This is a genomic window from Parablautia sp. Marseille-Q6255 (assembly GCF_951230155.1).
GTDB lineage: Bacteria > Bacillota > Clostridia > Lachnospirales > Lachnospiraceae > Choladousia.
In genome coordinates, this window is record NZ_CATNVD010000013.1 from 48,074 (window position 1) to 70,319 (window position 22,246).

General features: G+C 51.6%; 19 protein-coding genes and 1 tRNA gene. All 20 read right to left on the reverse strand.

The window, feature by feature from the left end; translation table 11 throughout:
* Positions 1 to 5 precede the first annotated feature (5 nt).
* The gene (locus QOX44_RS11120) at positions 6 to 1,919 is read right to left on the reverse strand and encodes a beta-N-acetylhexosaminidase (protein ID WP_283683218.1); all 1,914 of its coding nucleotides are present in this window, start codon (positions 1,917 to 1,919) and stop codon (positions 6 to 8) included.
* Between the two features lie 121 nt (positions 1,920 to 2,040).
* Positions 2,041 to 3,462, reverse strand: a complete 1,422-nt coding sequence (locus tag QOX44_RS11125) for an ABC transporter substrate-binding protein (protein ID WP_283683219.1) — start codon at positions 3,460 to 3,462, stop codon at positions 2,041 to 2,043.
* Positions 3,463 to 3,557: 95 nt separating this feature from the next.
* Positions 3,558 to 4,484: a carbohydrate ABC transporter permease gene (locus QOX44_RS11130; protein ID WP_283683221.1), complete on the reverse strand. Its 927-nt coding sequence runs from the start codon at positions 4,482 to 4,484 to the stop codon at positions 3,558 to 3,560.
* Positions 4,485 to 4,495: 11 nt separating this feature from the next.
* The gene (locus tag QOX44_RS11135) at positions 4,496 to 5,455 is read right to left on the reverse strand and encodes an ABC transporter permease (protein WP_283683222.1); all 960 of its coding nucleotides are present in this window, start codon (positions 5,453 to 5,455) and stop codon (positions 4,496 to 4,498) included.
* Positions 5,456 to 5,459: 4 nt separating this feature from the next.
* A complete protein-coding gene (locus tag QOX44_RS11140; RefSeq protein ID WP_283683223.1) occupies positions 5,460 to 6,479 on the reverse strand; it encodes a LacI family DNA-binding transcriptional regulator in 1,020 nt (339 codons plus the stop codon).
* 383 nt (positions 6,480 to 6,862) lie between these two features.
* Complete coding sequence (locus QOX44_RS11145) at positions 6,863 to 8,227, reverse strand: PFL family protein (protein WP_283683224.1); 1,365 nt, start codon at positions 8,225 to 8,227, stop codon at positions 6,863 to 6,865.
* A gap of 61 nt (positions 8,228 to 8,288) precedes the next feature.
* Complete coding sequence (locus QOX44_RS11150; protein WP_283683225.1) at positions 8,289 to 8,561, reverse strand: ACT domain-containing protein; 273 nt, start codon at positions 8,559 to 8,561, stop codon at positions 8,289 to 8,291.
* Between the two features lie 103 nt (positions 8,562 to 8,664).
* A complete protein-coding gene (locus QOX44_RS11155; protein WP_283683226.1) occupies positions 8,665 to 9,462 on the reverse strand; it encodes an MBL fold metallo-hydrolase in 798 nt (265 codons plus the stop codon).
* On the reverse strand, positions 9,449 to 10,054 hold the full coding sequence (coaE, locus tag QOX44_RS11160) for a dephospho-CoA kinase (protein WP_283683227.1): 606 nt from the start codon (positions 10,052 to 10,054) through the stop codon (positions 9,449 to 9,451). The genes QOX44_RS11155 and coaE overlap by 14 nt, the downstream gene beginning before the upstream one ends.
* Before the next feature lie 13 nt (positions 10,055 to 10,067).
* The gene (polA, locus tag QOX44_RS11165; protein ID WP_283683229.1) at positions 10,068 to 12,713 is read right to left on the reverse strand and encodes a DNA polymerase I; all 2,646 of its coding nucleotides are present in this window, start codon (positions 12,711 to 12,713) and stop codon (positions 10,068 to 10,070) included.
* 15 nt (positions 12,714 to 12,728) lie between these two features.
* Complete coding sequence (locus QOX44_RS11170; protein WP_283683323.1) at positions 12,729 to 13,094, reverse strand: zf-HC2 domain-containing protein; 366 nt, start codon at positions 13,092 to 13,094, stop codon at positions 12,729 to 12,731.
* A gap of 86 nt (positions 13,095 to 13,180) precedes the next feature.
* Positions 13,181 to 13,732, reverse strand: coding sequence for a precorrin-2 dehydrogenase/sirohydrochlorin ferrochelatase family protein (locus tag QOX44_RS11175; protein ID WP_283683231.1), 552 nt, complete (start codon positions 13,730 to 13,732; stop codon positions 13,181 to 13,183).
* A gap of 44 nt (positions 13,733 to 13,776) precedes the next feature.
* The gene (gene hemL, locus QOX44_RS11180) at positions 13,777 to 15,054 is read right to left on the reverse strand and encodes a glutamate-1-semialdehyde 2,1-aminomutase (protein WP_283683232.1); all 1,278 of its coding nucleotides are present in this window, start codon (positions 15,052 to 15,054) and stop codon (positions 13,777 to 13,779) included.
* On the reverse strand, positions 15,054 to 16,037 hold the full coding sequence (gene hemB, locus QOX44_RS11185; protein ID WP_283683234.1) for a porphobilinogen synthase: 984 nt from the start codon (positions 16,035 to 16,037) through the stop codon (positions 15,054 to 15,056). Before hemB ends, hemL begins: the two co-directional genes overlap by 1 nt.
* Before the next feature lie 22 nt (positions 16,038 to 16,059).
* Positions 16,060 to 17,586: a uroporphyrinogen-III C-methyltransferase gene (gene cobA / locus QOX44_RS11190; RefSeq protein ID WP_283683235.1), complete on the reverse strand. Its 1,527-nt coding sequence runs from the start codon at positions 17,584 to 17,586 to the stop codon at positions 16,060 to 16,062.
* A gap of 19 nt (positions 17,587 to 17,605) precedes the next feature.
* Positions 17,606 to 18,484 carry a hydroxymethylbilane synthase gene (gene hemC / locus QOX44_RS11195; RefSeq protein WP_283683236.1) on the reverse strand — a complete coding sequence of 293 codons (879 nt, stop codon included), beginning with the start codon at positions 18,482 to 18,484 and terminating at the stop codon, positions 17,606 to 17,608.
* 47 nt (positions 18,485 to 18,531) lie between these two features.
* Positions 18,532 to 19,764: a glutamyl-tRNA reductase gene (gene hemA / locus QOX44_RS11200; RefSeq protein WP_283683237.1), complete on the reverse strand. Its 1,233-nt coding sequence runs from the start codon at positions 19,762 to 19,764 to the stop codon at positions 18,532 to 18,534.
* Positions 19,765 to 19,814: 50 nt separating this feature from the next.
* The gene (locus QOX44_RS11205; protein WP_283683238.1) at positions 19,815 to 20,645 is read right to left on the reverse strand and encodes a sirohydrochlorin cobaltochelatase; all 831 of its coding nucleotides are present in this window, start codon (positions 20,643 to 20,645) and stop codon (positions 19,815 to 19,817) included.
* A 115-nt stretch (positions 20,646 to 20,760) separates the two neighbouring features.
* A tRNA-Leu gene (locus tag QOX44_RS11210) sits at positions 20,761 to 20,842 on the reverse strand.
* Between the two features lie 96 nt (positions 20,843 to 20,938).
* Entirely contained in the window at positions 20,939 to 22,210 is a 1,272-nt protein-coding gene (locus QOX44_RS11215; RefSeq protein ID WP_283683239.1) for a diaminopimelate decarboxylase family protein, read from the reverse strand.
* Between the last annotated feature and the right edge of the window lie 36 nt (positions 22,211 to 22,246).

Genomic DNA, 22,246 nt, shown 5'->3' on the forward strand with positions numbered 1-22,246 from the left:
TCCTGTCACCAAGTATATTTTGCCACTCGCTCTCTGAGTGTATCTGCATACCAGAAAATCACCTCTGAGACCCGGTAGAGCTCCGACTCGCGGCTCACCGTGTTCCAGAGTGTACGATAATGATAATACCATTCTTCCAGCGCTGACGCTGTATCATACGCTCTGCGTGAAAACTCTGTCCGGTTCTTTCCGGCATCCGCCCGGTCAAAGTCCGTCTGCGCGCAGCCGGCGTCACCGCACACTGCATCCAGCAAAAGCTCTCCGATCTGATTAAAAATCTGTATCCCCTGCGCAGCAAGAAGATAGGGATAGACCATCCGGCGCTTTGCACCTTCCATCGTTCTCGTGCACCGTTTCAGTTCATGGATACATTCTTCTATCTTTTTGCATTTTTGTGGTCCGGTCTTGATCTGAGCACGCGATTCTTCCAGCCGCGCACACAGCTCTTCCTTTCCCTGCGGCGCCCACAGCTCTTTTAAAAGAACTGCGTCATGCCATCCGAAGCTCACCTGCTCAGAAAGGATTCCGGTAAGCCCGCTGAACCGTTCGGACGCATCCCCGTACTGCAAAACAGATATCTGCCGGTTGAGCCGCTCATACTCCGGCAGTTCTCCTGCATTCCAGGAGGCTGCCGCGCCGCAGATCATCCCCGGAATACTAAACGCCGGATGATTAATATGCCCAAAATCGCCCCAGTCTGTATTCAGAAGCCCCTCGCAGCCGTACTTCACACCATAGCTGCTCATCCGGCTGATATTCTCGTATGCGGATCGCTGCAGATTGATAAACTGGTTCCAGCCGCCTACGCCCGGACACACGTACTGACGCACACCCGTTCCTGCATAGATCCGTGTGGACTCCTCACTCTGATCAGGCGCATATCCCCAGTTTAAGCAGATCGCTTCCTCCGGAAGCTCCGATGCCAGCTGAGGAAAACCAAGCAGCACATCGCCCCACAGCATGGGAGTGCTTCCCTGCTCTGTCACGAATGCACAGAGCTTTTTTACATAATCCATATACAGTCGATCCTTGCCCTCACGCTCTGCACGCTCCTTATTTTTTCCTCTTCCCAGGTCAAACGTCTCATCTGCGCAGATATTAAAACGCTTTGAGGAAAACAGCGGAAGGAACTGAGCGATCATATCACAGATCAGCGAAAAGGCATCTTTGTCTGAAACATTGATCGTATGATGATCCATACGCTGCTTAAATCCAAATGGCTGCCCTCCTGCATCCGGAAGCTCACAGTATCTGCGATACTGCGTGGTAGAGAGCAGCTTGTAGAGATGGCCAAAGGTAGACAGGGACGGCACCAGCTCTACGCCGCGCTTCTGACAGTAGCGGTCCAGCGCCAGAATGTCATCCGACGTAAGCGGTGTATCATCCCTCCACAGCTCGCTCATCCCTGCAAACAGGTAGCTGTGCTCAATATAAAGCTGGAGCTGATTGATCTTATAGAAGCTAAGTGTATCAACAAGCGACTCCAGCCACTCCATCCTGGGTACCCGGCCGCGTGCTGCGTCATGATAAAACCCGCGCACTTCATAATCCGGCCAGTCCGTCACCTCCATATGAGGAAGCAAAAGCCCGGACTGCTGCAGGATCTGGCGGAGAGTCTGTACCGCATACAGAATCCCGCTGTCTCCTCCTCCCACGATCCGGATCCCCTTTTCTCCTATTTCCAGATAATATTTCTGCTCCGGCATACTCTCATCTGCTGCAAGCGATACTGTGCCGCCGCTTCCGCCTCTGCGGACAGAGCAGCTGCAGCCGCACTCCTGGAGCGATTCTTTTAAAAGCAGGGCATATTCATATACCTGTTGTGTGCAGGACTGTGCCAAAACAATCTGTGCCTTATGCGGCAGAGCATACTCACTCTCCCGGTAAACCACTTCCTTCGGAACCGGTAAAAGATACATATCACTCCTCCTCTCACTGTTATTGTAGTAAAAAAAGGCTGCTGCAAAATGCGAAATATAAGATACACAATTTGCAGCAGCCATATGGCTCGCTAAGGGCTCACGAAGAGCCAGTCATTCATTACTTCGTAGCGTCTACCTGAGCCTGTGCCTCTGCACGGATGGTCTCCCAGCCTGCTGCATCGAGCTCGCTCTTGATCGTCTCGATCAGTTCTCTCGGATCCTGAGCGCCTGTGAAGAACTCTGATTTGTACTTCTCATATACGGCGCGGCAGTTTGCCAGCTCAGTCTCAACCTTGCTTGTATCCATATCAAATCCAAGCATTGCGGACGGTGTTGCAGCCTCGTTGAGCGCCTTTACTTCTTCCCACTGGCCTTCCTGACCCTGAATGTCAGATACGTCAAAGAAGGTACCCTGTGTATAACCAGCCATGCTCCAGTCACTGTTCAGTCTTGTAACTGTGCCGTCCTCATTGTACTCAAAGTTCTCGCCCTCTACACCGTAGTACAGCCAGTCACGTACCTTGCTGTCTGTATTTACGAGCTGTAAAAGCTCAAGTGCCTTTTCCGGATGCTCGCAGCCGGAGTAGATCGCACTGATCGAACCACGTACAGTCGTGTTGGATACGATTGTTTCACCGTACTGTACTGCCTCACAGTTTGCGATACCGTTGTTCGGTCCCCATGTGGATTTTGCTGCGCCGCTCCATCCCTGAGCTGTGAAGAATGTTCTGTACTTGTTGGAATCATCTGCTGTCGGAGCATCTCCGTTGATGATGCCGTCTACATACATCTTATGCACTACATCAAGAGCAGAAAGAAGCTCCTCATCCTCAAGCGGATTTACGACAGTCTTTGTCTCATCATCGTAGCGGATACCAAGTGCAGAAAGACCTGCGCCGAGCTGGTCAAAGTAGTTTGTTACCAGGAAGTCTGCGCCATTTTTGGACATGTAGTACGGAGATCCGCCCTCGCCCTCTTTGATCTTTGTAAGCGCTTCATACAGGCTGTCAAAGTCTGTTACGCTCTGGATATCGATCTCGTACTTGTCAGCAATATCCTTGTCCCAGATAAAGTACTGTGTTACGGAGCTGTCCTTGTAGGACGGAACGCCGTAGATGCTTCCGTTTACAGAAACTGCTTTCCAGTAATCCTCCGGAATGAAGGAGTAGAGCTCCGGAGCAACTTCCGGAAGAAGCTCTGTCAGATCCATCAGCACGCCTGTAGCAACCTCTGAGCTGTATCTCGTCTGGTCAGTAAAAAGAATATCAAAATACTCACCGGAGTTTGTGATAACGCTTCTGCGGTTTTCCCAGTCGCCCCACGGAACGATCTCCATATCAAGATTTACGCCAATCTTCTCCTCCAGATACGGATTGATCTGCTCAAGCCATGCGTCGTAGTTTTCCGGCATACCGTTACCTACCTGCACCCATTTCAGGGTAACAACATCGTCTGCTGATGCGGTCACTCCCATTGCTCCGAATGCGCCAAGAGCCATTGCTGCTGAGAGTGTCATTGCAAGAACCTTTTTCTTTTTCATATGAAAAATCCTCCTTTTATTTTGTACTGCCCGCAGGCAGCCATTTTATTTTTTACAGGGAGGCCATACGGCCTTCCCCACTATAAAATGCAGTATCAGCCTTTGACCGCGCCGACCGTAAGACCTGAGATAAAATATCTCTGGAAGAACGGATACGTACATGCGATTGGTACGATAATGATGATCGCCATCGCCATGCGGGCGCCTTCCTTCGGCATGTTGTTGATATACTCTACCATCGTAGCGCCGAGCGCCGGGTTGTTTGCCATCATCTCGATATTTCTCTGTACATGGTCCAGAAGCGCCTGCAGAGAGAACAGCTTCTGATTTGTGATATACAGGGAAGACTGGAACCAGTCATTCCAGTAACCAAAGGTCAGAAACAGAGCGATCGTAGCCAGAAGCGGCTTCGCCAGCGGCAGCGCGATCTTCGCAAAGATCGTAAACTGCGATGCTCCGTCGATCTGTGCAGATTCCATGACGGACTCCGGAATATTTGTCTTAAAGAAGGTCTTGCAGATCACGACATTAAAGGAGGAAACAAGCAGCGGCAGGATCAGTGCCCAGACGCTGTCCTTTAAATGCATGAACTGTGTATTTACTACGTAGGAAGAAAGCATACCGCCGTTGAAGATCATCGGGATAAACACGATCATCGTAGCAAAGCCCTTCAGCTTGTAGTTGCTTCTTGAGAGCACGTAGCCCATCATTGTTGTCAGAAGTACGCCGAGCGCCGTACCTACTACCGTAACAAATACGGAAACGCCGAGCGCACGCAGGATCATATCCGCCTCCCGGTACAGGAAGATATAGGAATCTGCCGATAAGGACTCCGGAATGAAGCGGTAGCCGATATGGCGGATCGATTCCTCTGAGGATATGGAAATAATGAAAATAAATATTACCGGAACAATACATATGAGGGCCAGGATGATAAACAAGATATTAAAGCAGATATCTGATTTCTTCGATATCTGATTCAGCTTTTTCGGCGCCTCAATGATATCTTTTTTCTTTGCCATCTTTCTCCCTCCTATATAATCGCACTGTCTTCATCAATCTTACGCACAATTGCATTCGCTACAAGGATCGTGATGCAGCAGGCTACAGACTGGAAGAAAGTAACTGCCGACGTCATACCGATCGGTGTTGAAGAGCGGATCGCATTGAATACGTATGTGTCGATCGTTGCTGTCGTATTGAAGATCGATCCCGAAGCTCCCTGCGAGAGCTGGAAGAACAGACCGAAATCCGAATAAAAGACCTTTCCAATATTCAGGATGAACATCATGATAATGACATTTTTCAGACACGGCAGGGTAATATACCATACCTGCTGGCGCTTTGTCGCGCCGTCTACGACTGCCGCCTCATACAGCGTTGTGTCGATTCCTGTGATACTGGAGAGATAAATGACCATATTGTAACCGGTGGATTTCCACAGGTACATAAAGATCAGAATGAACGGCCATACACCGGCGGTCATATACCAGCGCACCGGCTCTGCTCCGCCGTCACGCAGCATGCTGTTGATCAGACCATTATCCTGATTCAGGAACGCATCCAGGAAGTACGCTACTACTACCCATGACATGAAATACGGGAAGAACATCAGCGTCTGATATACCTTTGACTTGCGCTTGCTGTGCAGGAGGCTGATCAGGATAGCCAGTCCCACAGACAGGAACATACCAAGGACAATAAAGGCAACGTTGTACAGGATCGTGTTCCTCAGGATAACAAACAGATCATTTGACTTAAACAGGAACTCAAAATTTTTAAGTCCTGACCAGTCACTGTGCAGTACATTGTAAATAAAGCTCTTTCCCCCGGTCACCCGGTAGTTTTTAAATGCGATGATCAGACCGAACATCGGCAGGAAACAGAACAGTACGTACCATATCGTCGTAGGCAGCGCCAGGATCGAAAGCTCCGTATCATTCTTGGTCCATCTTGGTTTCTTTACGGAAACCTTTTTCTTCGTTTCCTTCACTTTTTCACTCTCCTCTCAATTCTTGCACCGAATCCCGAAAAACAAGCTTTCCAGGTATCCGGTAAACCTCACCGTCCCTCTCGCCCGGAGATTCCATACATCTGACAATTCTCGCCACTGCCACTCTGCCGATCTCTTCCATGTCCACGGCAACCGTTGTAAGCCCCGGCTCGCACAGTCTTGCATAGATATCATTATCGAATCCGGCGACGGACACATCCTTCGGAACGGACAGATTTCTCAGTTTCAGCGCCTTGATCAGCCGGAATGCCGTCTCATCGCAATTACACATAAAGGCTGTCGGCAGCTTTTCCGGAAGCTGCAGCTCTACTGCGCCTCCTTCCCGATCCCGGTCCGGAATGATCCACATCTCTTGTCTTGGGAGCCCTTTCTCAAGCAGAGCTCTCACATATCCGAGATAGCGGTCATTGATACTCGTTGTCACTCCGAGCGACCCCACAAAGCCAATCTCCCGGTGCCCGTTTCGGATCAGATACTTTGTCATTTCATATGCAGAATAAATATTCTCAGTTACGACTGAATCAGAGTGGTATGTTGCATCATAAAGATCCACGTATACCTTTGGAAGCGCGACCCGGTCGATCCGTTCCCGCACTGCCCGATCCAGGATCCCGAGAAAGATCAGACCGTCAAAGACTCCCGGCTTTTCGATCATCTCCGCATCCTGCTCAAGGCTTTCCCGGTTCGGCGTGATCATCGCGCTGGAATACGCCCGCATTCTCAGTTCGTGGATGATCGTATCGTACATCCCCATATAGAAACGATCTCTGCCCCCGGAATTGAAACGTTCGCTCATGATGATGCCGACCGTTCTCGCTTTCCTCTGTCCGTAATCTGGAAGCACATACCCCCGCGCAGCTGCTGTTTGCAAGATTTTTTCCTTTAGTGCCTCGCCAACGCCGTCCTTGCCATTGATCGCCTTGGATACGGTAACCTTACTGATCCCAAGCTCGTCTGCTATATTCTGCATGGACACTGTGCTTCGTCCTGCCAAACGCCTCACCACCCTCCTGTCCACCTGGATTATTGTTACTTAACTTATATGCCTATATCCTAACTCTCGCCCGGACTTTTGTCAAGCACATTTTGTCATTTTTTTTACTTCTACCTGCTTTTTCCTTTCTTTATTGTCTATTTTGTACCATTCATTGTTTTTTGCTCGTTTATATTCCCCTGTTTCCCCCACTCTTTCTCGTATCTTTTCGTCTTAATGCCTACTTATTGTTACCTAACTTTTACTTAACATTTGTGTCCCGGCAGAACTACAAACTTAAAAATGTCTTATTTGATAAAAAAAGACTCCCTTTCCGGCAACAGGTTTGTTTTTCCTTGTCTGCCAGAAAGGGAGTCTGTCCTTTGATCCTCCTGCACCCGGAGCAGGTCCGTTTAATTTTTGAAGCTGTGGATCGGAGCCGGGATCCTTCCGCCCCGGCTGATAAATGCGTCGCAGGAATAGCCATTCACCGGCATGATCGGGGCATAGCCGAGCAGGCCGCCGAATTCTACCGTCTCTCCGACTCCTTTCCCAATAACCGGGATCACACGCACAGCCGTTGTTTTCTGATTTACCATGCCGATCGCCATCTCGTCCGCGATCATACCGGAGATCGTAGATGCCTTCGTATCACCCGGGATCGCGATCATATCAAGTCCTACAGAGCAGACGCAGGTCATGGCCTCAAGCTTTTCTATCGTTAACGCTCCGGCCTTTACTGCATCGATCATGCCCTGATCCTCACTGACCGGGATAAACGCACCGCTCAGACCGCCCACATAGGAGGAAGCCATCACGCCGCCCTTCTTTACCTGGTCATTAAGCAGCGCAAGCGCTGCCGTTGTCCCCGGAGCTCCTGCATATTCCAGTCCGATCTCGCAGAGGATCTCCGCCACACTGTCGCCGATCGCCGGTGTCGGGGCAAGAGACAGATCGATGATCCCAAACGGGATCCCCAGCCGTCTTGAAGCCTCCTGCGCAACGAGCTGTCCGACACGCGTCACCTTAAACGCAGTCTTTTTGATCGTCTCACAAAGTGTCTCAAAGTCTGCGCCGCGCACGCTCTCCAGCGCATGCTTCACAACACCCGGTCCGCTTACGCCTACGTTGATGACCTCATCTGCCTCCGTCACACCGTGGAATGCCCCAGCCATGAACGGATTATCATCCGGCGCATTACAAAATACCACAAACTTTGCGCATCCGAGCGAATCCTGTTCCTTTGTGCGCTCGGCAGTCTCCAGGATCATCTCGCCGATCAGACGCACCGCGTCCATGTCGATCCCGCATTTGGTCGATCCGACATTTACAGAGCTGCACACCCGCTCTGTCTCTGAGAGCGCCTGAGGGATCGAACGGATCAGGTACTCGTCTGCCTTTGTCATCCCCTTTGAGACAAGGGCCGAATAGCCTCCGAGGAAGTTCACCCCAACCTCCTTTGCCGCACGGTCCAGCGTCTTTGCGATCGTCACAAAATCCTCCGGGGATTTGCATGCGCTGCCGCCCACCAAAGCTGCCGGTGTCACCGAGATCCTTTTATTTACGATCGGGATCCCGTACTCGCGCTCGATCGCCTCACCGGTCGCTACAAGATCCTTTGCAGCAGTCGTGATCCTGCGGTATATATTTTTATTGAGTGTATCAAGATCATTATCAATACAGTCCAGAAGGCTGATGCCCAGCGTGATCGTCCGGACATCCAGATTCTCCTGCATGATCATTTTATTCGTCTCATTTACCTCTAAAATATTTATCATGGATACTTCTTCTCCTTACCGTATACACATTCTGACGAGCCGCTTTTTGTCTGTTCTTTTCTCAGATACGGTGCATCATATTAAAAATATCTTCATGCTGGCAGCGGATCGTTACACCAATCTCTTCTCCGAGCTTTTCCAGCTCCTCTGCGATCTGCGCGCTGCCCTTCCCGGCATCCGTTGCGTCCGCGATCATCATCATATTAAAAAAACCCTGTACGATCGTCTGGGAAATATCAAGAATATTTACATGATTTTCGGCAAGATACGTACACACCCTCGCAATGATCCCCACGGTATCCTTCCCTACTACTGTAATAATTGTCCTTTTCATATCGTTCTCCTCCTGCTGCTCATAAAATAGCCTGATCCTGATACAAGTCCCTGGTTCTTCGTATCAGTCTGTAAGATATGTATTTTGCATAGCTGCCTTGCACTCAGATGGCAATAAGCGGCGAAGGTTCCTCCCGGCCGGCGATCTGGATCTGAAAATCCTCTGCCTTAAACGGATTTTCCCCCATCGTGATCTCCGCACATACCGTCGCCATCGCAAGCGCCTCATAATTGTTTTCCCGGCTGAGATGTCCCAGCATTACGGCTTTTATTTTATCATTTAATATCTCTCCCAGCAGCTGTCCGGCATGTTCATTCGACAGATGCCCCCGTTTGCCGAGAATGCGCTGTTTCAGATAATACGGATACGCCCCGACCTGAAGCATGTGAGTATCATGGTTCGACTCAACCAGCACTGCATCGAGATCCTTTAAATGATCCACAATATACTCATCGTAGTATCCGAGGTCTGTCGCAACTGCAACGGATTTATCGCCCTGAAAAAAGCGGTAAGCGACCGGCTCTGCCGCGTCATGTGAAACACGAAATGGTTCGACGCACAGATCACGGATACAGAAGCGTTCATCTGCTTTCAGCTCAAAAAACAGGCTCTCATCTACCTTCCCCAGCGTCTTCTGCCCGAGCATCGCCCGCCTCGTTCCTGCGGTAGAGTAGACGGGGATCCCATACTTTCTCGCCAGCACGCCAAGTCCCCTAATATGGTCTGAGTGCTCATGTGTAATAAAGATCGCATCGATCTCTTCCGGCCTGCGATCAATAGACTGCAGACCTGCGACTACCTTTTTCCCGCTGATCCCGGCATCGATCAGGACGCCAGTGTGGTCCGTCCCGACAAAAATGCAGTTTCCGCTGCTGCCGCTGGCTATACTACAAAAATCCATGTTCTACCAATCCTTTATCTATTTGTTCATACGTATTTTCTACAATATCGCTGCTGTTGTCAATCATGAATTTACATTTTTTGCGATATTCCCGGTCGGTAAGCTGATTGCGCATGATCTGCCTGCTCTTCTCCAGCGTATATCCGCGGCTTTTGGCAAGACGCTCGATCCTCACCTGCGGGTCTGCATAAACATACCATATCTCATCGCAGACCCGGTCATAGCCATCCTCCAGCAAAAGCGCCGCCTCGATCACACACAGCGCTGTCCTAGAGCGCCTTCTCTCTGTTTCCAGCTCTTTTAAAATATAGCTTTTTACCGCCGGATGGATGATCTGGTTCAGCCTTTCCAGCTTTTCCCTGTCCGAAAAAACCACCGCGGCAAGCGCCTCCCGGTCAAGCGTTCCATCCGGGCGCCGGATGCGCTCCCCAAACGCCAGGATCATCTCCTTCCAGCACGTCTGTCCCGGCTCCTGGAGCAGTCTGCCCACCTCATCCGCCTGTATGACCCGCGCCTGATATCGCTCATGCAGATACGACAAAATCGTACTCTTTCCAGCGCCTACGCCTCCTGTGATCCCAAGTATCTTCATCTTTATCCCTCTGTTATTTTGCCTCGTACCAGTTTCTGCCGTCGTGTATATCGACTTCCAGCCGTACCTTCATCGAAGCTGCCTGCTGCATCTCCCGCACCATGATCTGCCGCACTTCCTCAAGCTCTTCTTTTGCCGTCTCGACAAGCAGCTCATCGTGCACCTGAAGGATCAGGCGGGAACGCATATGGCGGGAGCGCAGGCATTCATTTACGCGGTTCATCGCGATCTTGATGATATCTGCCGCCGTTCCCTGTATCGGCGCGTTCATTGCCACCCGTTCTCCAAACGAACGCTGCATAAAATTCGAGGACTGCAGCTCCGGCACCGGACGTCTGCGCCCGAACATAGTCGTCACGTAGCCATTCTTTTTTGCATCCTCTACCGCAGTATCGAGGAAACGCTTGATCCCCGGATATGTCTTAAAGTACTGCGCAATATATTCCTGGGCCTCTTTTCTCGTAATGCTAAGATCCTGGCTAAGTCCAAAGGAACTGATCCCGTAGACGATCCCGAAATTGACCGCCTTGGCATTTCGCCGCAGCAGCGGCGTCACATCCTCCGGCGCCACGTGGAACACCTGCGATGCAGTGATCGTATGGATATCCTGCGCATCCTGGTACGCCTGTATCAGCTTATCATCATCCGAAAGATGCGCCAGCACCCGCAGCTCGATCTGCGAATAATCTGCATCCAGAAATACAAATCCGTCATCCGGCACAAATACTTTTCGGATCAGTCTGCCAAGCTCCATGCGGATCGGGATATTCTGAAGGTTTGGCTCTGTACTGCTGATCCGCCCCGTTGCCGTGATCGTCTGATGGAACTTTCCATGGATCCTCCCGTCTGCCTGGATAAAGTTGGCCAGCCCGTCCGCATACGTGGATTTGAGCTTTGTCATCTGCCGGTATTCCAGAATATCGGATACGACCGGATATTCCGGTGCAAGTTTATCCAGCACATCCGCCGCGGTAGAATAGCCCGTCTTTGTTTTCTTGCCGTGCGGAAGCTCCAGCTTCTCAAACAGGATCACGCCAAGCTGTTTGGGAGAATTGATGTTAAAGACCTCTCCCGCCTGCTCATAGATCTTCTGCTCCAGCTCAAGGATCTTCTTCCCAAGCTCTTCTCCGTAGCGCTTCAGCTCCTCTGCCTGCACCCGGATACCCTCGCGCTCCATATCATAAAGCGTATATACAAGCGGCATTTCTATCTCATCAAACAGCTCTTTCATCCCGGTCTGCATCAGGCGGTCCTCCATTACCGGAAATGCCCGCCGCAAAATATCCGCCGCACATCCGATATACGCAAGAAACGCCTCCTCTTTTTCTGCTCTTGCCCTGGACAGCGCATCCTTTCCAAACAACTCCGACCGCGACGCAACGATCTGATCCAGATATTCCCGCGCAATATCCGCCTCGTCGTATCCATCTTTGAGCGGATTGAGCAGATACGCCGCGATCGCCGTATCAAATACCTTCCTTCTGTGCGCCGGTTCAAACGGCACAAATGCCAGCTGTTCCTTTAAATGCAAGGTCACCAGACGACCTTCTCCTTTTGTCAGATCTGCGATCCTCCCGCAAAGATACTGCTGTGTCAAAAATCCCTCCGGCTCTATGAAGTACGCCTCTCCTGGCGCAAAGCACAGTGCAGCGCCCAGTACGCTTCCTCTGTCCTCCACCAGGAAAAATGCCGTATCCTTCCCCTGTGCCTGCTCAAACACCTGCTCTGCCTGTGTAAAATCACGGATCAGGCAGCAGGAAACATCTGCTTTTTTTTCTGTTTCTTCTATCTGGAACCGTCCAAGCAGATTTTTAAACTCCAGTCTCCGACACAGCTCCAGAGCCTCCTTCGTATACAGCTGACCGATCCTTGCCGCATCCTGTGAAAGCTCAAACGGAACCTGAAGATCGATCGTCGCAAGAACCTTGCTCATCCTCGCCAGATCATAGTGTTCCCGCAGCGCTTCTCTCGCTCTTGCCGGAGTGATCTCATCTACATGCGCATACGCTTCCTCGATCGAGCCATACTGCACGATCAGCTTTGTCGCCGTCTTTTCCCCAATCCCCGGCACTCCTGGGATATTGTCTGAAGTATCTCCCATCAGAGCCTTTACATCAATAAACTGAACCGGAGTCACCTGATACCGCTCCAGCACATCCCGGTCATAATACTCCTCGATCTGGGTGCCTGTCGCCTTTGTTTTTGGGATCAGTATCCGCACATCCTCCCGCGCCAGCTGGAGCAGGTCACGATCTCCCGACACGATACAGACTTCCAGTCCTTTCTGCGCCATCTGTGAAGAAACCGTGCCAAGAATGTCATCTGCCTCGTAGCCCGGCAGCTCCATGACAGGAATCCGCATCGCCTCCAGCATCTCCTTCATCAAAGGCACCTGCTCATGAAGCTCCTGCGGCATCGGCTTTCTCGTGCCTTTATATGCGTCAAACATTTTATGTCGAAAGGTCGGCTCCTTCCGGTCAAACGCCACAGCAGCATAATCTGCCTTTTCCGACTCCAAAACCTTAAACAAAATATTCAGAAAGCCGTACACTGCATTCGTGTGGAGCCCCTCGCTGTTTGTCAGCATCGGAAGCCCGTAAAATGCTCTGTTTAAAATACTGTGCCCGTCTATCAGAACGATCTTTTCCTTATCCGGCATAGCTACCTCCATCCTTTATCCATCCACCGTCCGGTGCAGCGCGCTGCCCTCCCGCACTCCGCGGCGCAGCTCATACCCCGTACATACACAAAAGAGCAAGAGTGCCTCAACAGCCGCGATCAGCAGATAGCGCGCGATACGCGCGGTTTTTTTTCTTATTATACCGCGTTTTGCCGTCCGTATTTCTTCTTCCAGCATATTTTGAAAATCATAGCTGTGCGAACCAGAATCAAGTGTGTCCAGCACACGGTAAACAGTAAAATAAATATCCAGCTCATCCCGACAGTCTGCGCAGCGCTCCACATGCTTTAAAAATGCTTCCTGCTGCTTATCTTCCAGCTCTTTTTTTATAAACGGAGTGATCATCCGTCTTGCTTCCATACATGTCACTGCCGCACCTCCCTCCAGTCTGTGATCTTTCTCTTATTCTAATGCTTTACCGCCCCGATGACAAGCGCTTTCGCACTCTACTGCGGCTCTTCTTTTGGCTCACCCTCTTCTTTGTACAAAGACGGGCATCTTCCTTTGTAAAGGCACTGCTCGATCCGTTTTCGCGTCTCCTTTACAAGCCTGTGATCCCGCCCCGAGGCATTGACTGCGATCACAAGATTTTCCTCCTTTATGATCGAAGGAAACTGAAAATCGCACAGCGCCTGTTCGCTCGCCACATTCACCGGGATACCGCGGCTTTTGCAAAGTGCCGCGATCTCACGGTTCAGCGCCGCATCATCCGTAGCAGCCAGTACCAGATCGAAATCTGTAAGATCTGACCCGCAAAACTTTTTCTGCCGGATCTCAATCACGCACGGCGCAGAGTCTCCTCCCCTGGGGAGATCCTTTCTGCAGTCACTGCGCGCCTCCTGTCTCTGCTCCCATATCTGCGGACAGATCTGCGGCGCAAGCACAGTAATCTGCCCGGCAAATTCACGCAACACACGGATCCGGCGCGCTGCAACCATTCCCGCTCCGACTACCAGAACTCTTTTTCCGGTCAGATCAATAAAGATCGGAAAATACATCTTCTGCCTCCGTTCTGCCCTTCCATCCGCCTCCCGGGCTGCTCCTATTTCAGAAAAAATCCTCTCATCACATCCAGCACCCCTGCAAGCTCCTCCTGCGTATGCGCAGCAGACAGGAACATTGCCTCAAACTGCGCCGGGGCAAGATAGATGTGATGATCCAGCATGTACGTAAAGTACTTCGCGTACATTGCCGTATCCGATGTCTTTGCCGTCTCATAATTGGTGACCGGCGTGTCTGTAAAAAAGATGCAGCCCAGCGATCCGCAGAAGGATACCTGCGCCGGTATGTCGGATTCCCGCACAATGCTCTCTACCTGTGTAAAGAACCATGTGCCCGTCTCATTCAGCTTTGTATAAATATCCGGCTGATCTTTCAGAAGAGAAAGCTGGCTAAGTCCTGCTGTCATAGCGACCGGATTGCCGCTTAAGGTACCTGCCTGATACACCGGACCGCTCGGAGCCACACACTCCATGATCTGCCGTTTTCCGCCGTATGCGCCTACCGGCATACCTGCCCCGATGATCTTTCCGTACGTCACAAGGTCCGCGTCTACGCCAAAATATCCCTGTGCCCCTGCAAAGCCGAGACGAAATCCTGTGATGACCTCATCAAAGATCAGCACTGCTCCGTATCTCGTACACAGCGCCCGCAGGCGCTCCAAAAATCCTGGTTTCGGGGAAACGACTCCCATATTCGCGCCGACCGGCTCTACGATCACTGCTGCGATCTCCTGTGGGAAGGCTTCAAACAGGCGCTCCACAGAAGCAGTATCATTATATACAGCAGAAAGCGTATCCTTTGTACAGCCTGCCGGTACTCCCGCACTGTCCGGGATCCCTGCTGTCATCACACCGGACCCCGCCTGCACCAGCAGCGCATCTGAATGTCCGTGATAGCAGCCTGTAAATTTCACGATCTTGTCACGCCTCGTATAGCCGCGGGCTGCGCGGATAGCGCTCATCACCGCCTCTGTACCGGAATTGACCATGCGGATCATATCTATATTCGGGATCTCCCGGCAGATCAGCTCTGCCATCTCTACCTCGAGCGCCGTCGCCGCGCCAAAGCTTAATCCATTTTCACATGCCTTTATGACAGCCTCCCGGATCGCAGGATGATTATGCCCGAGGATCATCGGCCCCCAGGAATTTACAAAATCCAGGTAGGTATTCCCATCCTCATCCGTCATGTATGCGCCATCTGCGTTTCGGATCATGCGGGGACTCCCCCCGATCGAACCAAATGCGCGCACCGGGCTGTTGACTCCGCCCGGGATCACCCTTTTTGCCCGTTCAAACAACTCCTGTGACCGTGTCATCAGCCAATCCTCCCTTCCTTCATAAACCGTGCGATCTCTGCTGCATAATACGTCAGGTAAATATCACAGCCGGCACGGTACGCAGACGCTGCCGTCTCACAGATAATCTTTTCCTCATCAATATAACCAAGACTCGCCCCTGCCTTGATCATTGCATACTCTCCGCTGACACTGTATGCGGCTACCGGCACATGGACGGCTTCCCTGATCCTGGATACCATATCCAGATAGGACAGAGCCGGTTTTACCATAATGATATCGGCGCCCTCCTGCACATCAAGCAGCGCTTCCCTGATCCCCTCACGGCTGTTGTGATAATCCATCTGATAGCTTTTGCGGTCTCCAAACGCCGGAGCAGAGCCTGCGGCATCACGGAACGGACCGTAAAAGGCCGACGCATACTTCACCGCATAGGACATGATCGGCGTATTCTGGTATCCATTTGCATCCAGCTCTTTGCGGATCGCCGCCACTCTTCCGTCCATCATATCAGACGGCGCTACCATATCTGCCCCTGCCTGAGCATGAGAAAGCGCAGTCTTTGCCAGAAGCTCGAGCGTCCGGTCATTGTCCACCTCATCGTTGCACAGCACGCCGCAGTGTCCGTGCGACGTATATTCGCACATACAGACATCCGTGATCCGGTAGATCTGAGGATATTCCTCCTTCGCCCTGCGAAGCGCTCTCTGGATAATCCCATCCTGCGCATATGCTCCGCTTCCAAGCGCATCCTTATGATCCGGAATGCCAAAGAACATCACGTTTGATACTCCTGCATCAAGCAGCTCCTCCAGCTTTGCCCCCATGGTATCCGTACTGTAGCGATACTGCCCCGGCATAGTCGGGATCTCCTCTGTGATCCCTGTCCCTTCTTTTATAAAAATCGGATAGATCAGTGTAGACGGATCCATCCTCGTCTCCCTTACCATTTTTCTGAGTGTTTCCCCATAACGAAGCCTTCTTGGTCTGATCGTCATTTCCATGTTGCCGTCTCCTTTCTCTGCCTCATTTCTGTCTGTTTTCTGTATATACCTCGACAAGCCGTTCCACAAGACTGTCCGTAGATGCCTGCTTCGCCCTCCACGTGCGCATGCCAAGGGACGCTGCCGCCTCCTCAGTCTGTCTGCCAATGCACACAGCCTTTACTTTCGTATAATCCAGTCCCTGTGTGACTGCTGCAAATCCATGCACCGTAGATGCGCTCGTAAAGAGTACGTAATCCGTCTGTCCTGTCTCCAGCTCCTCTTTTGCATCAATCCATTCATCTGATACATACTGCGTATCATACGTTGCTATATCATCTATCTCCAGCGTCTCTTTTTCTGCCAGCCTCTGGATCAGCTGCAAACTGCCCTGCGCCGCGCGCGGGATCAGGATGCGCTCACCCCCCGTACACTGCGCTGCGAGCGCCGCTCCAAGGTGCTCTGCATCGTATACCTCCGGCATCAGATCCGCCTGTATCCCATAAGAAAAAAGCTCTTTTGCTGTGCCGCTTCCGATCACAGCAAACCTTGCCCCGGCCAGGCAGCGCACATCCCGGCCAGAGTCTCGAAGCTCCTCAAAAAAGAAACGCACGCCGGCCGGACTTGTAAATACGATCCACTGATACGAGTGCAGCCGCCCGAGCGCTTCCTGCAGTCTTGTATTGTCCTGTCTTTTTACAGTGTCGATCGCCGGAAGTTCCACAACCTGCGCTCCGAGAGCGCGCAGCTTCGCCGCAGTCTTTCCGATTCGCTCCTTTGGTCTTGTCACCATCACCTTTGCTCCGCCAAGCGGCTGTTTCTCATACCAGGAAAAGGTATCTGCCAGTGTGCAGACGGCGCCGACCACAATGATCGCAGGCGTCCTGGCGCCATGCTTTCTGACCTCCTGCGCAAGCGTTCCGACCGTTGCCAGTATCCGCTCCTGCTTCGCCGTGGTGCCACGCATCAGAAGCGCCGCCGGCATATCCGGACGCATCCCGGCATCCAGCAGTCCGTTACAGATATCCGGCAAAGAGGACACTCCCATCAAAAAGACAAGCGTCCCGCCCGTGCGTACCAGAGCCTCAAAATCTATATCATAAGAAGCGCCTGCCCGCTTATGTCCTGTAATAATGTGTACAGAAGAACAGAAATCCCGGTGGGTCACCGGGATCCCCTGATAAGCCGGCACTGCGATCGCAGAGGTGATCCCGGGCACCACTTCATACGGGATCCCCTCCTTTACCAGAAGCTCGATCTCCTCTCCGCCGCGTCCAAACAGAAACGGATCTCCTCCCTTTAGCCGCACAACGCGTTTTCCTTCTCTCGCCTTTTCCACCAGCAGCCCGCTGATCTTTTCCTGCGGCATCGTATGGTTGCTGGAGCGCTTGCCAACATTGATCTTCTGTGCCTTTTCCGGTATCATCTGAAGGATCCCATCTCCAACCAGCGCGTCATAGACTACGACCTGTGCCTCCTCCAGCACCTGCTTTCCTTTTATGGTAAATAGTCCCGGATCTGACGGTCCTGCTCCGACCAGCCAGACCTTTCCTGTCTTTTTATTATCCATTCTTCTGCCTCCCGTATGCTCATTCTCCCAGGAACTGTGCAGCAAGCTGCTTTCCCGCCTCTTCCGGCGCGTCCGCACGTCCTTCCTGCCTTCCCGTGTGCAGCTTTCCCGTATGATCATCCAGATACATCGCATGCAGGGACAGCTGTTTCCCGTCAAGCTGTGCAAATGCCGCGACCGGCGTACTGCAGTTTCCGCCGAGCGCACGCACAAAGGCCCGCTCTGCTCTCGCACACAGCTCTGACTCCATATCTGAATACCCGTCCAGACAGCTGTAATCCTCTCCTGCTCTGCCCTGTACAGCCAAAATCGCCTGACCTGCCGCCGGGATCATCTCTTCCGTGGAAAAATAGCGGCTGATCCGTTCTGCAAGCCCCAGCCGCTTCAGTCCCGCGGCTGCCAGGATCGTCGCACTGTACTGTCCTTCATCCAGCTTGCGCAGGCGTGTCTGTACATTGCCGCGGATCATCTCGAATTTCGCCTGCGGATACAGCTTCGCAAACTGGATCATACGCCGCCGGCTGGAACATCCCACCGGCTTTGAAAAATCTATCCCGGACGCCCCCTTCGGCAGCACGAGCACGTCTCTTGGATCCTCCCGCTTTGAATACGCGATCAGAGGAAGCTGCGGCAAAAGCTCCATCGGCACATCCTTTAAGCTGTGCACAGACAGATCGGAGCGCTTCTCCAGCAAAGCCACGTCGAGCTCTTTGACAAACAGCCCTTTTCCTCCTATTTTATCCAAAGACCGATCCAGTATTTTATCCCCTGTTGTTTTCATTGTGAGAATTTCCGTCTCTGTATGCAAAGCATTCTCACGAATATATGACGCCACCTGCTCTGCCTGGATCACAGCAAGCCTGCTTTCTCTGCTTCCGATCACCACTTTTGCTCTCATGTCCTGTCTCCCTTCTGTCTTCCACATGCGGTTCCTGTCTTTTCCGGCTACTCGTCCTCATACATATGCTCCAGTACATCGAGACATTCCCGAAAGACGCCATGCTCTGCTCCATCCCGCAGACCAAACAGCATTTTATTGACCGTCTTCTGCGCGGCCGACTCAATATCTTTGCGCAGCTCCTCCCGCTCTTTTTCTGTCACTGACAGTCTTAAAAGCTTTTTGGTAAGGCGCAAAGTCAGATCCTTTGCCGCTTTTTGTTTGATCTTCTGTATATTCGGGATCAGGTCCGCACATTCATACCAGCTGTAAAACTCCTCCATCTGCTGCGCAAAGCAGGCCTGCGCCTGCCGGATCGCCTCTTTTTGCGCCTCGCTGTGCGCCTCCTCCCGAAAACAGTCTATATCATACAGCCTGACGCCGGGCAGCTTCTTTACCTGCGGATCAATATCTCTTGGAACAGCCAGATCAACCAGTACGACCGGACGGCACAGCGCCTGCCGGACCTGTTCCTCTACAAGCGTATAATTCGGACTGACTGTCGCGCTGACTACGAGATCGCACTGTCCAAAAAGCTCCATCCGGCGTCCATAGTCGATCCGCTGACAATGCAAAGGGATCTGTACCACACCGCTTCGGTACTGACGGACCGTCACCGTCACATCCGCTCCCTGCGCTTTTAAAAGCGTTGCAGCAAGCTTTCCCATAACGCCATTGCCGATCACCATGCATTTCTTTCCTTCAAACGTAAAACCATCTGCTTCGAGTGTCTCAATCGCTGTATGAACAACTGATTTATCTGCCGGGGAGAGCGCGATCCCTGATGTTTTTACCTTTTTCGCAGCCGTCACTGCCTGCCGGAACAGCGTTTCCAGTATGTGATCGGCTGCATAATGCTCCCGCGCAAAAGTGAGCGCTTCCCCTACCTGTGTGATGATCTGATCCTCTCCCAGGATCCTTGATTCCAGTCCTCCCGCCAGACAGAACAGATGGCTGACCGCCTCGCGCTCCGTCCGATACCGGAAATAAGGCCGGTACTGCTCCGCCGGCACCCCGCGCAGATCGCAAAGCAGCTGCACCAGATCACAGGAAAAATCCTCCTCCGTACTCAGCCACAGCTCCATCCGATTGCACGTAGACAGCATCACGCAGCCACAGATGCCATCCACCTTTTTGAAATACGCAAACGCTTCTTCCATTGATTTTTTAGTAAATGAAAATATCATGCGGATATCAATCTCAGCCATGCTGTGATCAATCCCGATCATCTGTATACTCATGTCCGATTCTTCCTTCTGTCTATTCTTACCCGGTGCGTTCGCCCGAGCTGTCACTGCCTGACATTATGCGGCTTGCCGCTTTCCTGCTCTTTATTAAGCTGTGCGACCGATGACGCCACATGCGACAGAAACAGCTGCCGGATGCCCTCATATTCTCCAAGTCCTTTCAGGACGCACGTCACCGGAAATCCCTCGCTCTCCAGCCGGCTCTTCCAGGAATCCTCCCCGTCTCCTGACAGATCATTTGACGCATGGTCGCCCGCCACGATCATAAACGGGGCAAGGATCACCCTTTTCGGCCCGTACGCCCGCACTCTTCTGATCAGAGAATCAAACGCCGGATACGCCTCTACAGTTCCCATAAATATATTTTCATATCCCCGGTCCTTGAACTGATAGTCAAGCGCAGCATAAACGCTGTTTGAATAATGCTCCGTCCCGTGTCCCATCAGCAAAAGCGCCTCATCCGGAGAAGGATGCAGTTCCCGCGCCACACATTCCACCACTGTATCATTGTCCTCCTGCGAGGTGAGCAGCGGTTTTCCCGTCACAATCTGATCAAAGCAGTCCGCAAATGCCCGCACCTCTTTCTCCATCTGCTCATTTTCGATGCCATTGATGACATGCGTCGGCTGAACGATCACTGTACGGACTTTGTCCTTTCGCATCTGCTCCAGCGCCTCCGTCACATCCGGGATATGGATCCCGTCGCGCTGTTCTATTTTTCTCCGGATCATTCCGCTGGTCCACGCGCGATACAGCGCATACTGCGGATACTGCGCCTGAATCTCCGCCTCGATCCGGTCAATCGTTTTTTTTCTTGTCTCCTCGTAGCTTGTGCCAAAACTGACCACAAGAATCGCACCTCTTGTATGTTCCACGTTCTATTACCCTTTCTTCCGTAAATAACTGTAAAAATTTTCTGATTATAATAATAGAGATAATCAAAAAAAGTACCCCGCAAGCCATCGCATGACTTTGGGATACTCTCAGTAATGCCGCTGGCCGGACTCGAACCGGCACGGTGTTACCCGCTTGATTTTGAGTCAAGTGCGTCTGCCAATTCCGCCACAGCGGCATTTCGCGACTGCATTCGCACCTTTTGTATATTATCATGATTTTCTTTGAGATGCAAGTTATTTTTATGGAAAAAACCAAAATCCTTCCCAAAGTCTCACTCAAATCTCATCTTATCCAGTATATCGCAGAAATCAAACGTTGCAAAATAATCGCGCGCAGTCTCCGCACGCCGGATCATCCGGGCGCTCCCATCCTCGCAAAGCAGGATCTCTGCAGAACGCAGCTTTCCATTGTAATTATACCCCATAGAATAGCCGTGTGCACCGGTATCATGGATCACGAGCAGATCTCCCATATCAATCTTCGGAAGCTTGCGGTCAATTGCAAACTTGTCATTATTCTCACACAGGGAACCTGTCACATCGTACGTATGATCGCATGGCTCCTTTTCTTTTCCCATTACTGTGATATGGTGGTAGGCGCCGTACATCGCCGGACGCATCAGATCCACAGCACAGGCATCTACACCGATGTACTCCTTGTGTGTGTGCTTTTCATTGATCGCCCGCGTCACCAGACAGCCGTACGGTCCGAGCATATATCTGCCAAGCTCCGTATAAAGAGCCACATCTCCCATACCTGCCGGTACAAGGACCTCCTCATACACCTTCCGTACGCCGCGCCCGATCGCATAAATATCATTCTTTTCCTGATCCGGACGGTAGGGGATCCCGATCCCGCCAGAAAGGTTGATAAAGCGGATGTTTGCCCCTGTGGTCTTGTGGAGTCTGACTGCCAGTTCAAAAAGAACCTTTGCAAGCATTGGATAATACTCATTGGTCACGGTATTGCTCGCAAGGAACGCATGGATGCCAAACTCCTCTACGCCCTTTTCCTTCATAATGCAAAACGCTTCTTCGATCTGCTCATCCGTCATACCGTACTTAGAATCTCCGGGGTTGTCCATAATATCATTGCTGATCCGGAACAGACCGCCGGGATTGTAACGGCAGGACATCGTCTTTGGCAGATGCCCTACTGCGCGTTCTACCTTCTCAATATGCGTGATATCATCCAGATTGATGATCGCGCCAAGCTGTGCTGCCTTTGCAAACTCAGCTTCCGGCGTATCATTTGAAGAAAACATAATATCCTGTCCGGCAATACCGATCGCCTCAGAAAGCATCAGCTCTGTCATAGAGGAACAGTCTGTCCCACAGCCATACTCGTTCAGAATACGGATCAGGAACGGATTCGGCGTTGCCTTTACTGCAAAATATTCTTTATAGCCCTTATTCCAGGAAAATGCCTCATACAGCTCCTTTACATTTTGCCGGATCCCTCTCTCATCATACAGATGAAACGGAGTCGGAAACTGCTGCGCGATCTCCTCCAGCTTTTCTTTTGTTACAAATGTCTTTTTCATACGTTTACTCCTCATATATGCAATATATATGTATAA

What these genes read in the sequence shown, in the direction of transcription:
- QOX44_RS11155 (WP_283683226.1), bottom strand. Translation starts at nt 9,462, where the DNA reads ATGGATTTTTGTAGTATAGCCAGCGGCAGCAGCGGAAACTGCATTTTT.
- QOX44_RS11150 (WP_283683225.1), bottom strand. Translation starts at nt 8,561, where the DNA reads ATGAAAAGGACAATTATTACAGTAGTAGGGAAGGATACCGTGGGGATC.
- QOX44_RS11130 (WP_283683221.1), bottom strand. Translation starts at nt 4,484, where the DNA reads ATGGCAAAGAAAAAAGATATCATTGAGGCGCCGAAAAAGCTGAATCAG.
- QOX44_RS11145 (WP_283683224.1), bottom strand. Translation starts at nt 8,227, where the DNA reads ATGATAAATATTTTAGAGGTAAATGAGACGAATAAAATGATCATGCAG.
- coaE (WP_283683227.1), bottom strand. Translation starts at nt 10,054, where the DNA reads ATGAAGATACTTGGGATCACAGGAGGCGTAGGCGCTGGAAAGAGTACG.
- QOX44_RS11125 (WP_283683219.1), bottom strand. Translation starts at nt 3,462, where the DNA reads ATGAAAAAGAAAAAGGTTCTTGCAATGACACTCTCAGCAGCAATGGCT.
- QOX44_RS11170 (WP_283683323.1), bottom strand. Translation starts at nt 13,094, where the DNA reads ATGGAAGCAAGACGGATGATCACTCCGTTTATAAAAAAAGAGCTGGAA.
- QOX44_RS11175 (WP_283683231.1), bottom strand. Translation starts at nt 13,732, where the DNA reads ATGTATTTTCCGATCTTTATTGATCTGACCGGAAAAAGAGTTCTGGTA.
- hemB (WP_283683234.1), bottom strand. Translation starts at nt 16,037, where the DNA reads ATGGAAATGACGATCAGACCAAGAAGGCTTCGTTATGGGGAAACACTC.
- polA (WP_283683229.1), bottom strand. Translation starts at nt 12,713, where the DNA reads ATGCCGGATAAGGAAAAGATCGTTCTGATAGACGGGCACAGTATTTTA.
- cobA (WP_283683235.1), bottom strand. Translation starts at nt 17,586, where the DNA reads ATGGATAATAAAAAGACAGGAAAGGTCTGGCTGGTCGGAGCAGGACCG.
- hemL (WP_283683232.1), bottom strand. Translation starts at nt 15,054, where the DNA reads ATGACACGGTCACAGGAGTTGTTTGAACGGGCAAAAAGGGTGATCCCG.
- hemA (WP_283683237.1), bottom strand. Translation starts at nt 19,764, where the DNA reads ATGAGTATACAGATGATCGGGATTGATCACAGCATGGCTGAGATTGAT.
- QOX44_RS11120 (WP_283683218.1), bottom strand. Translation starts at nt 1,919, where the DNA reads ATGTATCTTTTACCGGTTCCGAAGGAAGTGGTTTACCGGGAGAGTGAG.
- QOX44_RS11215 (WP_283683239.1), bottom strand. Translation starts at nt 22,210, where the DNA reads ATGAAAAAGACATTTGTAACAAAAGAAAAGCTGGAGGAGATCGCGCAG.
- hemC (WP_283683236.1), bottom strand. Translation starts at nt 18,484, where the DNA reads ATGAGAGCAAAAGTGGTGATCGGAAGCAGAGAAAGCAGGCTTGCTGTG.